At 59.9% G+C, this 15532-nt stretch carries 11 protein-coding genes; 7 read left to right on the top strand and 4 right to left on the bottom strand.

Annotated features, from left to right (window positions below; translation table 11 throughout):
• Nucleotides 1-2087 precede the first annotated feature (2087 nt).
• A complete protein-coding gene (locus HF916_RS28025) occupies nt 2088-3293 on the top strand; it encodes a DNA-binding protein (protein WP_168791969.1) in 1206 nt (401 codons plus the stop codon).
• A gap of 71 nt (nt 3294-3364) precedes the next feature.
• On the opposite strand, the gene HF916_RS28020 is transcribed toward HF916_RS28025, so the two are convergent.
• From HF916_RS28020 to HF916_RS28010, 3 genes are all read right to left on the bottom strand, one after another.
• Nucleotides 3365-4447, bottom strand: a complete 1083-nt coding sequence (locus HF916_RS28020; RefSeq protein WP_168791968.1) for a tyrosine-type recombinase/integrase — start codon at nt 4445-4447, stop codon at nt 3365-3367.
• 62 nt (nt 4448-4509) lie between these two features.
• The gene (locus HF916_RS28015; RefSeq protein ID WP_168791967.1) at nt 4510-4908 is read right to left on the bottom strand and encodes a DUF2471 family protein; all 399 of its coding nucleotides are present in this window, start codon (nt 4906-4908) and stop codon (nt 4510-4512) included.
• A 105-nt stretch (nt 4909-5013) separates the two neighbouring features.
• Complete coding sequence (locus tag HF916_RS28010; protein WP_168791966.1) at nt 5014-5652, bottom strand: helix-turn-helix domain-containing protein; 639 nt, start codon at nt 5650-5652, stop codon at nt 5014-5016.
• A 149-nt stretch (nt 5653-5801) separates the two neighbouring features.
• On the opposite strand from HF916_RS28010, the gene HF916_RS28005 reads away from it, so the two are divergent.
• Nucleotides 5802-7001, top strand: a complete 1200-nt coding sequence (locus HF916_RS28005; protein ID WP_168791965.1) for a glycine C-acetyltransferase — start codon at nt 5802-5804, stop codon at nt 6999-7001.
• A 13-nt stretch (nt 7002-7014) separates the two neighbouring features.
• Nucleotides 7015-8046 carry an L-threonine 3-dehydrogenase gene (gene tdh / locus HF916_RS28000; RefSeq protein ID WP_012428787.1) on the top strand — a complete coding sequence of 344 codons (1032 nt, stop codon included), beginning with the start codon at nt 7015-7017 and terminating at the stop codon, nt 8044-8046.
• Between the two features lie 87 nt (nt 8047-8133).
• Here tdh and HF916_RS27995 read toward each other — a convergent pair whose 3' ends face one another.
• Nucleotides 8134-8784 carry a YceI family protein gene (locus HF916_RS27995; RefSeq protein ID WP_168791964.1) on the bottom strand — a complete coding sequence of 217 codons (651 nt, stop codon included), beginning with the start codon at nt 8782-8784 and terminating at the stop codon, nt 8134-8136.
• A gap of 108 nt (nt 8785-8892) precedes the next feature.
• Between HF916_RS27995 and HF916_RS27990 the strand changes: the two genes are divergently transcribed.
• From HF916_RS27990 to HF916_RS27975, 4 genes are all read left to right on the top strand, one after another.
• Nucleotides 8893-9561: a TetR/AcrR family transcriptional regulator gene (locus HF916_RS27990; RefSeq protein WP_240975518.1), complete on the top strand. Its 669-nt coding sequence runs from the start codon at nt 8893-8895 to the stop codon at nt 9559-9561.
• Between the two features lie 9 nt (nt 9562-9570).
• Nucleotides 9571-10050, top strand: coding sequence for a DUF1348 family protein (locus tag HF916_RS27985; protein WP_168791963.1), 480 nt, complete (start codon nt 9571-9573; stop codon nt 10048-10050).
• A gap of 210 nt (nt 10051-10260) precedes the next feature.
• Nucleotides 10261-10779 carry a hypothetical protein gene (locus tag HF916_RS27980; protein ID WP_168791962.1) on the top strand — a complete coding sequence of 173 codons (519 nt, stop codon included), beginning with the start codon at nt 10261-10263 and terminating at the stop codon, nt 10777-10779.
• 855 nt (nt 10780-11634) lie between these two features.
• A complete protein-coding gene (locus tag HF916_RS27975; RefSeq protein ID WP_168791961.1) occupies nt 11635-15330 on the top strand; it encodes an enterotoxin A family protein in 3696 nt (1231 codons plus the stop codon).
• Nucleotides 15331-15532 lie beyond the last annotated feature (202 nt).

Genomic DNA, 15532 nt, shown 5'->3' with positions numbered 1-15532 from the left:
CGTCTGGTCGGGGAGGGATTTGGCGAGAGCATACCGGCTGCGGTGATACGCGTCTATAGCGTACATCTCACCGTTGCGGGTGAAGCGAGTTTACGAGGCGCAACTCACCTCGAACAACTCCCGAAAACCCTCACCTCAACCATTTCGCGCCAGGTTCGGGCCGTCCTTGCAGGTCGCGGGCTTGGCAAATTCGGACCATTTATGCTGCAGGCGCGAACGTAGGCCATTCAGTCCCGAATCTTCTCACCTCAAAAAAACTTGGTGAATTTTGATGGGTGTGCGGCTGCGGACTGGGTGCTCTTACGGTCGATCAAAGCGATGAACAAGTTTTAAGCATTATTTGGCTGGAGGGCAGGCGCGGCCCCGCGCGATGGTGAGACGGTGACATGCGAACTGTCGAATCGCCGCCACCTTGACGAGCAACGCCCCGTACACGTGCGGCGCCGTGCGAAGAGCGTGCTGAGCACAGCTACAAGCCCCACCCCGCGTTCTTTCGGCCGCCCCGCACGCAGCGACCCACGCACACGCGATGCAGCCCCACAACCGATCTCTCTGCAGGCGTCGCGAGCTTTCCAACCGTGTGCCCAGCCCGGATCGACGCCACCTGAGTTTCGTGCATCGATGCAACTACCACTTGTTCAACGGCGACAGACGGTGCGCGACCAAGGGGTCTTGAGCCGATGGGCTCGGCTCACCCCTCTGATGGCCCCCGAAAAACCTCACCTTAAGGCTAGCGTAGCGCTCGGAACGACGCGGCATCCAGACGTGTTGTGCTCCAAAAGCACCGAAAAACCGTCCCGAAAAACCTCACCATAGCGGCATCTGACGGTCCCCAACCACCTCAATACCGAGCCCCCGAAAAACCTCACCTTTGCGAATCACAACAAAAATACCCAATCATTTCAACATCTTAGCTGTTTTCATTCTAGCTACGCCAACCGGGAACACTCCCGAAAAATCTCACCTCAAGGCGCATTTCAGTGAAATCTGGCATTTCTGATCACAGCCACCAGGGTCCTGAAAAATCTCACCGTTCGATTTCTGCGACCGTAAAACGCAAACGACTTTGGCAGCGTGAGCAGGCCTTTTCCGGGCGATGGAAGCCATTTTGGTCCCGTATTTCCTCACCTTAACGATCGTCAAGCGCCCAAACGCCTCCTGAAAAACCTCACCTTTGACCCAAACCAGGTGCATTTCACGGACGGCAGACGGTACAAAACCCGCCCTCCCGAATTTCCTCACCTTTGGATAGCAGCAATCGACCGACTCACCAGCGTCGACTCCGGTATTCAGGCCGAAACCCCGCCTCGCTCCCGAAAACCCTCACCTTAAGCACCGGAATGCACAGAAATAAGGCAAAAATGCCACCTCCGCCCCGTAAAGCCTCACCTTCGGTTCGCGTTTTCTCCTGACTTGGCTCACCAATGGGGTTAACGAGCCCAAAATAGAGCCGAAAATGGGCAGGCGAACACATCCCGAAAGCGCTCACCTTCGCGCTGGCCGGGCCTCGAACTGACTTTCAAGCGCTGCCGGGCGATCCACGGCATTCAAGTCCCGCAAAATCTCACCTTTGGTCAGGCCGCACTTTTGGGGTGGTTCCTGAACCCGCTCACGTTCTGTCCCGGACCCGCTCACCGAGGCTCCCGAACCTCATCACTCGACATTCCCGCAAGACCTCACCACCTCTCCCGCAAAGCTTCACCTTACCGGGCTGGAACCCTTGCCAGACAAGGCTTTGCCGTGGCGTTAACGTTTTTAACATGGGTTCAAAGGTGTTTACTTTTATTACTCTCTAGAATTCCCCCGCGCGTCCTTCGGACAAAGACTTCAACCCAAGTAGCCAACATGAAGCGGTCGTGAAACAGTGCACGATCGTCGTAGAAGCTTTAAAAGCTCTTTCTTTACAAGACCTTATTGGCTATTCTTCGTTTTGTTTCACGGAAAAAACCAGCTAGCACAAATCCGTCGACCCACGTCTGATAGCAAAATAGGCCTTTTCTCCAATTCACACCTTGGACCAACAAATACGTAGCAAACAATACGTAAATTGTTATGATTCATCCAATTCGAGCGACATCGAGGTATACATGAATCTGGACCAGGAACGGCAATTCATTCGAGACGAGCTTGAAGTGCTGCGAGCCAACGGGGCACGGCGACAAGAACTTTCGCTGCACGCATGCAAGCGGCTGTTTTTTGATCTTGGAATTCGCCCGTCCATGGCCGCGGTTCGTGATCTGACCCAGACCGGCAGCGCGAGCGACATTCCAAAGGACATCGACCACTTCTGGGAACGCATCCGAAATGTGTCGCGTGTGAAAGTCGGCGCCGGCGCTATCCCGAAAGCACTTGAGGACCGTGCCGGCGAATTGCTGGGCGCACTTTTCGAAGAAGCCGTTGCGCATGCGCGCACCACGCTCGACGACGAGCGCGGAGAAATTCGTGCCCAAATCACCGCCGCTGACCAACGCGCTCGAGAAGCAGAAATTCGCCAGCAGGCATCGGAAGACGCGATCAAACGCAGCGAATTGCGAGCCGAGGCGGCTTGGGAACGTGTTCGCGCGCTCGAAGCCGAGTTGTCGAGCGCGACCACACACGGAAATGCTCACCAGGAAGGCTTACAGACAACGGTGCGCCGGCTCGATCACGAAAACGAGGCGCTTCGCCAACGGCTCGACAACGAATTTGCGAAAAATGCGACGCTGCGGGACCGGATCGACGCGTTGCACGTCGAATTGCGCCAAAGCACTGAACACTATGCGCAGCAGATCAAGGACGCCGTCGCCGAAGCCGAGCGGCGCGTCAAGCCGATGCTGGTCGAACTTGATTCCTTGCGCAGCATGGCGGCCACTTATCAGTCCGGGGTGCGCGACGCGAGCCGCAAGGAATTTGAGTTTATTCAGCAAATCGCCGCGGCCAAGGCGCGCGGCGACCGGCTCGACGCCCAACTGCGCGAGCAATCGGATGAAGTGGACGCGCTCGCGAAAGAAGTCGCCGTCCTGCGCGGTCAGCAAGGAATCGATCCGGCGATCGCGACTCTGCTCTGCTCGCTAGTCGAAGCCGACCGCTTGACGGGCGACGAATTAAGGGCGATCGGCACGGCGGCGGATGGTCACGTCGCCCTCCCACTGCGGTGTCCAAAATGTGAGGAAGGTGAGCCGGAACTGTCGCAAGTCAATCACCGTTTCGAACTGCAATGTCCGGAGTGCGATCACTCGTCGGGACTCGGCGAATCAAGGCTGGAGGCGGTTAGCCGGTTTCTGTCGAGCGACCCGATTGCGGCGTCGGCATGACGTTTGACGCGGTGCCATAGCGGATAAATCGGCAAAGGTGAGGAAATTCGGGACTCGAAAGGTGAGGAATTTCAGGACTCGCCGGCTCCCCTTTTCCTCGTCAAACGCCCGTCGCGTCTAGGTGCGGGCAAGGGCGGAACCGCGGGATCCGGAACGTCGGCGGCGGGAGAATCCTGCTGATCCATCCAGTTTTGCCACGCGCGATATAGACGGTTCGCCGACACCGCCTGCACAAATCCCAGCCATTGTCCGACCAGTTCCGCCTCGACTCCACTCTCGAACAGATCCGCCGCAAACGTATTCCGCAATGTTTGCGGACTGGCTCGCGACGCTCGCGACTCGGCGATCCCGGCTCCGTCGATCAAGGCGTCGACCGCACGCAGCATGGTGGCTTTATGCATGGGCCTTCCGGAAGGCGATGCGGGGAAAACGAGATTGCCGGCCAATTCCGACAACCGCCGTTCCGCAAGCCACGCGTCGAGAATGGCCGCAGCGAAAGGCGCGAGCCGGGTGCGCCGTGTGAGCATTGGGTTGGCTGACTCGATCGTCACCCAGGGCGTTCCGGCATTCACGCAACTAACCGTAAGCGCAGCGGCCTCGCCCGTCTTCAATCCGCCGCCTAAAAATACAGCGATCAAAGCGCGGTCGCGCCGCTCCCTCCACCGTTGCGCCGCAGATAAGGCCGGTAACGCCGAAAACAGATGCGCGATCAGCGCGGTTCGTTCGGCGTGGCTGAGAAAGCCGGTCGGCTCGTTATCGCGCGCGTTTCGCCACGCTGCTTCGCCATCCTGAGCAATGAAGCGTGCTGGATTGGTCGAAGCGGATTCGATTTCGCGCACATGATCCAGCACCCGTTCGATCAGCCGTAAATACCGCGCACGTTGGGTCTTTTTGACGTCGAGACCAGCGACAAACTCAGCAATCGCGTGAGCATCGACCGTGACCAGGCTTTTCTGGCGCAGACTCAGCCATTCGAGAAAAAGCCCCCATTGCGCCTGGTAGACTTCAGCGGAGGAACGGCGGAAATGCTGTTTGGCAAGCCATGCGTCGAAAGCGATTTGCGGATCGCGACGCCAGTCTTCACGTTGCCGATCGAAGAGATCCGTGGACGGCGCGGGACGTGGGACCGGGTCGGTCAGATGAGGAGGTGACATAAGCTATCTTTCTGTTAGTTGCACACATTGTAGGTGGCAACCGCTGGAAATGCAGCCCTCAGTCAGTCGCCCCAAGCGCGCGCGCGTTTGAGAGGCGCGTTCTCCGACGACGGTTGCGCAGCGCGACGTGCCGCCTCTTCATAGGCACTGACCGCGAACGCAAACACTGCCGGCAGTGCCGTGGACGTGCCGAAATCCACCGCCTCGTCCGATTCCGGATAGGGCAGATCGGACGGCCGCTGAAAAAGACCCAGCATCACCGCGTCGTGCCGGCTGGCGAAGCCGAGGTCCGCCAGCGCTTCGGCTTCGATGGCATGCAGCAAACGCCAGGTGAGCGGCACCTGCTGCACGATGTAGCGCGCAGCAATATTGCGCACGATCCGTTCGAGATCGCGCGCCGCGGTTTGATAGCGCAGCGCGGCCAGAGCGTGGTCGGTCGAGTCGGTTGTCAGGTTGTTCATGATCGGCTCCAGTCGATACCCCGTACTGTACAAATATACAGTGTTGGATGCAACCTCGGCCGAAGTGCCGATTCCGCCAACTGCTAGCCACGGTGCGCCGAAAGATCAGCCGTGAATCACCACTAGCAGCGCCTTCGCCTCGCCCTTGCCGGCGTTGCGGATCGCGTGCGGCTCGTCGGCGACGTAGCGCGCGGTGTCCGCTGCCTTCAGCCGTTTCGTCGTGCCGGCCGCCTCGATTTCGATCGATCCTTGCAGCACGGTCAGATGCTCGCGCGTGCCGGGTTCGTGCGCGTTCGACACCAGCGCCCCGCCCGGCTGCAGCGTCAACTCGTACCATTCGAACTTGCCGGCCAGCTCGATCGGCCCCCACACGCGTAACTGATACTTGGCGTCGTGCCCGCTCAAGGTGGGAATCTCGTGCGGACCGGAGACGGCGATCGCTTCCGGCGTCTTTTGCGGCGCGAACAGCGAATCGAGGCTGACGCCGAGCGCGTTGGTCAGACGCCAGGCGACCGCGATCGTCGGATTGGCCTTGTCGCGCTCGATCTCCGAGAGCATCGATTTCGACACGCCGGCCGCGCGCGACAGATCGTCGAGCGTCATGCGCCGTTCGGCGCGCAAACGCTGAATCTGCTCGCCGACGCGCGGCGGCGCCGCAACTGCCGGCACCGACGTTGCGCCTGAAGTGGGCGCCGCGTTGGCCGCGGCGCGGCGGATACCCGAACTTGCCATTTCTTGACCCATCGTTTAGAGTTGTTCGACATACCGGATTTTAGTTCGGAAAAACGAAAATATCCGATAAAACTGACAGCCGACTATAACAGGCCGCCTCGTGGTCGCACCTGCCGAACACGCTGACACGGGCGCTATTACCCTTTTCAGGAGTCTGGTTCATGCGTGACCTTTACCTCGCCCATCTGCGCGGCACCCTCGATCAGATTCGCGCTGACGGCTTTTACAAGAACGAGCGCGTGATCGCCAGCCCGCAATCGGCCGAGATTCGACTGGCTAACGGTACCGGCGTGCTGAACTTCTGCGCGAACAACTACCTCGGTCTCGCCGGCGACGCCCGGCTGATCGACGCCGCCAAGCAAGGCCTCGACAACGACGGCTTCGGCATGGCGTCGGTACGTTTCATCTGCGGCACGCAAACCGTGCATAAGGATCTGGAAAACGCGCTCGCCGCGTTTTTGCAAACGGACGATTGCATCCTCTACTCCAGTTGCTTCGATGCAAACGGCGGCCTGTTCGAAACCCTGCTCGACGAAAACGACGCGATCATCAGCGACGAACTGAATCACGCGAGCATCATCGACGGCGTGCGGCTTTCGAAGGCGAAGCGCTTTCGCTACAAGAACAACGATCTCGCCGATCTCGAAGCAAAACTGGTCGAAGCGGAGGCCGCCGGCGCGCGCTTCAAACTGATCGCGACCGACGGCGTGTTTTCCATGGACGGCATCATCGCCAACCTTGCCGGCATCTGCGATCTGGCCGACCGTTACGGCGCGCTCGTGATGGTGGACGATTCGCACGCGGTGGGCTTTGTCGGCGAACACGGGCGCGGCACGCCGGAACATTGTGGCGTGCTGTCGCGCGTCGACATCATTACCGGCACGCTGGGTAAAGCGCTGGGCGGCGCATCGGGCGGCTACGTGGCCGCGCGCAAGGAGGTTGTGGAGTTGCTCCGGCAGCGCTCACGTCCCTATCTGTTCTCGAACACGCTGACGCCGAGCATTGCCGCCGCTTCGCTGAAAGTGCTCGAATTGCTGGCAAGCGATGAAGGCGCACAACTGCGCGCACGTGTGCGCGAAAACGGCGCGCATTTCCGCAGCAAGATGAGCGCGCTCGGCTTCACGCTCGTTCCTGGCGAACATCCGATCATTCCGGTCATGCTCGGCGACGCGCAACTCGCTTCGAAAATGGCCGACGCACTGTTGAAAGAAGGCGTGTACGTGATCGGCTTCTCGTTCCCGGTCGTGCCAAAAGGCCGCGCGCGCATTCGCACGCAGATGAGCGCCGCCCACACGCCCGAACAGATCGACCGCGCGGTGGATGCATTCGCGCGCGTCGGCCGTGAACTCGGCGTCATTTAATCCGGAGGCGCACATGAAAGCATTGGCAAAACTCGAACGCGCTCCGGGCCTCACGCTCACGGACGTCAAGAAACCCGAAGTCGGCCATAACGACGTGATGATCCGCATCACGCGCACCGCGATTTGCGGCACCGATATTCACATCTGGAAGTGGGATGACTGGGCGCAAAAAACGATTCCCGTACCGATGCATGTCGGCCACGAATACGTGGGTGAAATCGTCGAAATGGGCCAGGAAGTGCGCGGCTTTGCGATCGGCGATCGCGTGTCGGGCGAAGGACATATCACGTGCGGCTTCTGCCGCAATTGTCGCGCGGGCCGCCGGCATTTGTGCCGCAATACCGTGGGCGTCGGCGTGAATCGTGAAGGCGCGTTTGCCGAGTATCTGGTGATTCCGGCATTCAACGCATTCAAGATTCCGCCCGAGATTTCCGACGACCTCGCTGCGATTTTCGATCCGTTCGGCAACGCCACGCATACCGCGCTGTCGTTCAATCTGGTCGGCGAAGACGTGTTGATTACCGGCGCCGGACCCATCGGCATCATGGCCGTGGCGATCGCGAAACACGTGGGCGCGCGCAATGTCGTGATCACCGACGTCAACGACTATCGCCTTGAACTCGCGCGCAAAATGGGCGCGACGCGCGCGGTCAACGTCTCGCGCGAATCGTTGCGCGACGTGATGGCGGACCTGCACATGACGGAGGGTTTCGACGTCGGGCTGGAAATGTCAGGTGTGCCGAGCGCCTTCACCAGCATGCTCGAAGCGATGAACCACGGCGGCAAGATTGCGCTGCTCGGCATTCCGCCCGCGCAGACCGCGATCGACTGGACCCAGGTGATCTTTAAAGGCCTCGAAATCAAGGGCATTTATGGGCGCGAGATGTTCGAGACCTGGTACAAGATGGTCGCGATGCTGCAAAGCGGCCTGGATCTCTCGCCGATCCTCACGCACCATTTCAAGGTTGACGACTATCAGGAAGCGTTCGCCACGATGCTCTCCGGCGAGAGCGGCAAGGTGATTCTCGACTGGACGGCCGCGTGAGTTAACGCACGAACCTGCTCTGACGCGCGCAATCGTAGCAGCGCGCACACAGCGCAAAACGCTTTGTTCAAAACGCCCGCACCGCGCTCACCCGCCTGCGGGCGTTTTAACGAACTCGGCCTGAATGCGCACATGAATATCATCGCCGACGGCCGGATACCACGTCGCCAGGCCGAACTTCGCGCGACTGAAATGACCCTCGGCGGAAAAGCCAAGCGTGTCGTTTTTCGTGAGCGGATCGGGGGCAAATCCGTTGAAGGTGACGTCGAGCGTGACCGGTTGCGTGACGCCGCGAATCGTCAGATCGCCAGTCAACGTGCCGCGCGATTCACCGGTGCGCTCAAAACGCGTGCTAACGAAGCGAATCTCCGGATAGCGCTCCACGTCGAGCATATTGCCGCTCTTCACCATCTTGTCGAGCAACGGCACATTTGTATCGATGCTAGCGGCGTCGACCGTCACCGATGCCGTGCTCTTGTCCAGACCGCCTTCGTTCCAGTCAAGTTCTCCCGTCTTGCGATCGAAGCGCGCCGTGAAGCGCGAATACTTGAAGTGATCGATGTCGAAGGTGATGCTGCAGTGATCCGGATCGATTTCGTAGTGTCCGGGCGGCACGCGTGTTTCATTCTGGCTGACCGTATGCGTGAGCACTTGCACGGGCGTGCAGGCGACCGCCGTCAGTAGTGTTGCGCTGAGCAAGGCGCGCACGAAGGTGGCGCGGAGAGTCAGTGTGCTCATGAAGTTCGTTCCCGTTGACCGATCGTGCTCAAGATAGCAGTTCGCGCCTCCCACCTGCAAAAACGCAAAAGACTTGACGAGGTAGAATGATCGTTCTACTCTTCGCGCATGGATACCGAAACTCACACTGAATCAGTCGCCCCGGGCAGCGCGCGCGAGCGGCTGCTGGATGCGGCTGAGGCGCTGATCTACGCCGGCGGCATTCACGCAACCGGCGTGGACGCGATCGTCAAGCAGTCCGGCACGGCGCGCAAAAGCTTTTACACGCATTTCGAATCGAAAGACGCGCTCGTGGCGGCCGCGCTCGACCGGCGCGACGAACGCTGGATGAACTGGTTTATCGCCGGCACGCAACGGCATGGCAAGACGGCGCGCAAACGCCTGCTCGGCATGTTCGAGGTGCTGCGCGAATGGTTTGCGTCGGAGGATTTTCACGGTTGCGCGTTTCTGAATGCGTCCGGTGAGATTGCCTCCGCGGACGACCCGATCCGGATCGTCGCGCGCCATCACAAGGAGCGCCTGCTGGCGTTCGTGCGAACCGAATGCGAAGCATTCGCGGCGGAGTCGGACCTCGACACCCGTCGCGCGGCGCGCCTGTCGCGTCAATGGCTGATCCTGCTCGACGGCGCCATTGCCGTGGCGCTGGTGAGCGGCGAGCCCGACGCCGCACTCGACGCGCAAGCCGCAGCCCAAGTCCTGCTCGACGCGGAGTGTGCGAGCGAGTCAGGCACACCCGCAAGCAAACGACGCCATCCCGGCGAACCGCAACCTGACTGAGGAACTATCATGGCCGACTCGATTGAAACCCGCCCGCCGCTGCCGCCCTTCACACGCGAAACCGCGATCCAGAAAGTGCGTGCCGCAGAAGACGGCTGGAATACCCGCGACCCCGAGCGCGTGTCGCTTGCCTACACGGTGGATAGCGTATGGCGCAACCGCGCCGAATTCACGAATGGTCGCGCGGAGATTGTCGGCTTGTTGCGCCGTAAATGGGCGAGAGAACTCGATTACCGTTTGATCAAGGAACTGTGGGCGTTCACCGATAACCGCATCGCCGTGCGTTTTGCCTATGAATGGCACGACGATTCGAACAACTGGTTCCGCTCGTACGGCAACGAGAACTGGGAATTCGACGAGCACGGACTGATGGCGCACCGTCACGCGAGCATCAACGATATGCCGATTCGCGAAGCCGACCGTCTATATCACTGGCCCCTCGGCCGCCGCCCCGACGACCATCCGAGCCTGTCCGATCTCGGCCTTTGACCCTCCGCGGGCGAACGCGTGGTGCGCGTTCACCGCTCTGCCATCGGTTCTCCGTTACTGTTGTGTCTGCGCTGCCGGGCACGCCTTCTCGCGCGCCCGAGCGTGTCCTCAACATCGCGTGTGCGGCTTGAGGTACAGTGCGCGACGGACGGCAAACAAGCATACCCAGAACATAGATGACGCCGGCGCTCGACCGGTGGCGGAGAGGACATGCACTTTCGACAGATCAACAAGCACATCCGGCGTACCGCAGTGGCGCTCGTTGCCAGCCTCGCCGCTGCGTCCACCGCGCATGCCGGCAACTGGTGCGAGGGCGGCGTATGGGTCGACGCCATGCTGGGTTCGTATCACATCAACCCTGACCCGAACACGCATTTCGAGCAGTTCAACCCGGGCCTTGGCGTCGAATGCTGGCTCAACAACCAATGGGCGTTGACTGCCGGCGGCTTTCGCAACTCGTTGCGCCGGCCTTCCTACTACGGCGGCGGGGTATGGGCGCCGGAGTTCGCGCACTGGGGCATCGTGCGGATCGCGGCCATCGGCGGGATCATCTCGGGCTATAACTACGGCAACTGGGGCATAGGCCGCGACCATACGATCGGGCCGGTGGTCGCGCCGATCGTCATGGTCGAATACAAGCGTGTGGGCGCGAACTTCATCGTGATCCCACCAATTCCATCGGATAATCTTCCGTTCACCATTGGCTTTCAGTTGAAGGTGAAGTTCTAACCCATTGTCACTTCACAAATAAGTTGCGACTTTTTAAAGCGACCCTTTTCGTGACAAATAAGTGGCGACCCTCTCTTCCGCGATCCGCAACGTCGGCAGGCAAGGCACGTCGGGGCAGGATATCGAGAATCCCGTAAAAGTGAGGCGTTTCAGGCATTCAGACAGCACCGCGACTCGTGGCAGACAGCCCGCAAGGTGAGACGTTCCAGGAGGTCGCGCAAAAAAAGTAAGGTATCCCAGGAGGTGCGAGATCACCGCGATTCAAGCGCACCTGCACCTTGTCTGAGCCGACGGTGAGCATTTCCAGGGAGTCCTCGCCGTGATTACCGACGGTGACATATCCTTTGCCCTGCAGCTTATACCACTGTAATGGAGTGGAGCGGCGCGATACCGCGACACTCAATCTTCTTGCATCCTCTTCCATATACGAACAAGCGCGAGTGCGCCGACGCGCCACGCGTCGATAACTTCGTCGTACGACATAGGCTTATCGATCGACACCATGAGGTTCTTCACGACTGCCTCACCGGACGCCGCGCTTGCGCGGCGATTGGAACGTGGTGCATGGGCATACGGCGCTCTTCCATGCCATGGACAGATCGCCTTCCGGCCTCGGGACGCTTGGCGTGCGCGCAGGGAATCTGGCGACGGACGAATGCCGTTTGGCTGAGATGTCGCGTCTGATGACCGATGGAAACGGCCTGACAAGCGATGCTTCCGATACCCCGGGATGACCACTCCGACATGCCATACCCCGATACCACCAGGGGACCAACTGTCATGCCTACGATCTTCTGCAAGGATCTCCCGATCCCCGAAATACACCTTAGCGTTTCATTTCCGGGAGCATCGACCATGCACGTCTCCGGCGTAAACCAAAGCTGCGTCACCATCGGCAGCAACGACCTCTCAACCGATGAGCAGAACGCCGACAGCGCCGCGTCCAGTTCAGGCGCCGCTCAGGGCAGCGGCAGGCAACGGCGCGTACACGCCGCTAGCCCAAATGGCGCACGCGGCAACGGGTCCGCGCGCGGCCGGGACGACGCAGGCAACCACCTGCAGCGAACCGCCAACGATACGGGCGGCACCCACGAGGCGCAGCCGAACAGGCGGACTGGAATCGCTCTTCCGGCAGACCTCATGACGAACTACCGCGCAAATCTCCACGCCGGCCAGCACGCGTGTGCCGCTCGCGACGTAAGCACGTTGTCCACCGGAGTCGTTCCGGCACCAGGGAAAGCCAACGCCAGAAACGAGAACCACCTCGGCTCGGTCATGCCTACCGCCCTTCAGCACGCTGACGAGTCCGGCAACCATGGGCCGCGGGTCAAACGGGGTCCGGCTCTCAGTAGATGCATCATGGATCGTGGCGGCGACGCGTTGGCGCAGAACGCCGTTGCATCCGAACGATTCGATCAACGCGATTATCCGGAAACCGCGGACGCGGGTCGCGGCCTATGCGGAGGAATGGTTCGAGAGGTCATGCGCCGGATCGATCGCGCCTGGAGCGATCAGCAAACGACCACGGGATCTCCGAATCCGCCCTCGTCGCCGCTAAGGTCTGCTGTGCACGACATGCGCGCGGACGCCGGTGCTTCCGTCCCGCGGCGAGACATGTTCGGTCGCATCGCAAGCTTCCAGATCGACAGCACTACGCTTGGCTACAGCCACTATGCGCCGCGGCCGTCGATCACATTCAAGTCCTCCAACGAGCCGCGCGATAGCCGCATCAGCCGCTTTGTCGTCCAAATGCACAGTTTGCTGCGGAATCCCAACGACATCGCGCACGTCCAACTGAGCCTGGAGTCGCCAACTCATAAAAAGGACTACGGGCACGCAATTCTCATTCAGATGGGACGGAACAATCATTACACGATCTTCGATCCTAACAATGGCGCATTCGAATATGCGAACTGGGGCAATACAGAACAAGCGTTAAACCGATATCTGGACTCCGCCTTCAGGATCCGCAGCCCTTTCGACGAGCTGCCCTCTTTCAGACCTGGGCGCGAGTATCAAGTCATGCCGTTAAGACTGCAAGCGTACTCACCGACGCCGCATGCAAATCACACGCCGGCGCGAGCTCTCGCGCCGCAACAGGGGAGCGCCGGTTATGGACCGCCCGAGCCCGACTGTGAAGGTCAGATCTACCGAGAGCATGCAGCGTCCTCAAACGGTCTATCGCTTGACACCCTCTTTCCGGGCGGCGCGGAGCGGTCCGGTCTCCGTAGCCCGGCCGAGAGCTTGGGATCATTTGTGCTACGGCAAGTCACCGGTGGAGTAGTGACAACGCTCAGCGGTGCCACGAACAGCTTACGCGGATTGTCGAGCAACGCGGGCATACGCGCGAATTTCGTCGAGCGTTCGAATTACTTTCACGGGTATTATCAGTGGGCCTCAACCACCGATCTCGCGAATCACATCCGGCACAGCGGTTCGGATAATATCCGAACAGAAGACGATCTCGTCAGCGATCTGACAACACACTTTGGCGAACCGTACGTCAGTGACAGCGCACCTGTCCCATTGCGCAACGACTTCGTGGTCATCGATCTGTCGTTGAACCCCCAGGCCGCCGGAACGTCCAGACGAGACCCTAGCCGCCCGATCGTCGTGCAGCGGCTCAATGTCGATGCTGACGTTGCGCGCGATCACTACGAGCTTTACGATCCCAATTTCGGGGCTTATACGTACAATAATTTTCAGGATCTGTCTGCCGCTATACGTCGCATCTACGCTACGGGATATAGCGCCGACGCCGGAATCAACCACGCCACGACCACATGGTTCGCCCGCGAAGCCGGAATCGTGACGTCGAGCGGCAGGCCCCCCGCACGAGACGTCAGTCTGGCCCAACTTGAACAAATGGGCGGCCCGGGGCCGATTGCTCCGCTCGTACCACCACGCGCGAACCTGCCAGCCGCACCGGCCGACAACCGTCCTTCGCTTCAAGATTATGTGCAGCACGTTGAGCTCAAACGTTCGAGCGATTCGCAATCGACCACCGATCCATGGGTGCTCTTTCGTCCATCGACGGACACACCGAACGAAGTCGCAAAAAGAGGCGGGTTCAGCGCCGGAAATACACCGCTGCGGGACGTCGACCTGCAAATGCACAATTTCGACATCGCATCCCACGATGGGGAGACGGACAGCGCCGGCTACCTCGGAACATTCGGATCACCATCGGCTGCCATCCGCCGCCAGCGCAGTCAGTCCGCTGATGGCTATATATACGCTGTCGCGCCGTCCCCCAATATGGTGAGTGTCGACGCCAGTCTCGGCCGACATACCCTCAAGCCAGAAAACCTCGAATTCGCCGCCATGGGATACATCGACAATACTCAGATATTGGGCTGGTGGCGGACGCAAGACCTGCAACAAAAGGGGGGGGCATCGAACTATACGCTCAACCCATCGTTTCGCTGGGACGTGTACGGGCGGACGCAAACCGCCGGAGCGCAGCCCCAGTTGGCCCGCTTCCCGATGAGCAGCCCTGCCTGGCAGGAGCCCGCTTACAAGCCGTTCTCGTCACCGGTTACGCGCAACGGACAGCAAGTCGGCGTCGCCCCCAAGCAAGACCCCAACCTGACACAGGCCAAGTTTTATCTCAATGCCAGGGAGAAAGTCCATTGGGTGGCCATCCGGCAGTCAGCCGGTAAGGACTATCACGGGCCGACGACCTTGCGTGCTTATGGCGGACAATACCCGTACATACTTTATGCCGACGGGCAGAACAACCTCTACGTCTACTCAGAGTCCTACGCCTCTAGCACAGCGGGAAGCACGAGGCAATTCTCAATGGGCGAGGACGGTCGTTTCCACTTTGCGAACGACTACAACAAGGTCTTACGAGTTGGTCACGACGATTACCTCTACGTGGGCGCGATCCCCACGGATTCACAGAACCTGAACGGTGTTTTTCGACACGCCGGCACCAACCCGTCCCATCTCGTTCATGCCGAGGACGGGAAATACCTGACTGTTGGCAAGTCTGTGGCTACACCGTTTGTCACTGACTACGACGCCGGATATAGGTCAAGCTGGCAGTTGGCGGATCCACGCGGCAACAAGGTCACACTGCCCGCCTCAAACAAAAACTATCATTTGCAAAGCACGGCCGGCACGCGCGAACAGTTGTACGAGTTCGATCAGGATCCGGATTCCATGTTGCCGCCGGGTACGACGGAGTTTGTCACGCGACTGCCGCTTGAAACATTCCAAGGCAAGTTCATGGACTATATCGACTACATACAACGAACCGGTACCGCCAACCAGGTAATTCAGGAGTTGCTTTCGAATAATGCAGCCTGGATCTTCCCGGACGGCTTTTACGCAGTCCCAACCAGTCTGAGCCGGCTCGAAGTGCGAACGCTCGGCGGTAAGCCCGTCTGGCAGGCAACGGTCAATCTGGACAATGGTAGCGAATCTTATCAGCCCCTCATTTCGGGGATATCGAGCAACTTCCGGATTAACGACGACGTCTGGAGCGAACTCCAGTCCCGGGAGAAACGAGGGCTGGAACTGGAAGACAACCTGCTGGGGCCGTAACCATGCCTTGGCGACATCTGCGGCATTGCACGGCGCGCAACCTCAATCTTCCTTGTGACGACCGTGGTGCCATCAGCTTCCCAGAAACTGGAACGCCAACCCCCGTAATAGCCGTTGTGCGGCGGTTGGCGACCCCACCAAAAGGATTCATAGCTCAATGGCAAGCAATACCATGGCCAAACTTACGAGGTCGCGGGACAAC

Origin of the sequence: Paraburkholderia aromaticivorans (assembly GCF_012689525.1) — a bacterium.
Classification (GTDB): domain Bacteria; phylum Pseudomonadota; class Gammaproteobacteria; order Burkholderiales; family Burkholderiaceae; genus Paraburkholderia; species Paraburkholderia aromaticivorans_A.
The sequence above is the reverse complement of the archived record's forward strand: the minus strand, read 5'-3'. Positions and strand labels throughout refer to the sequence as shown.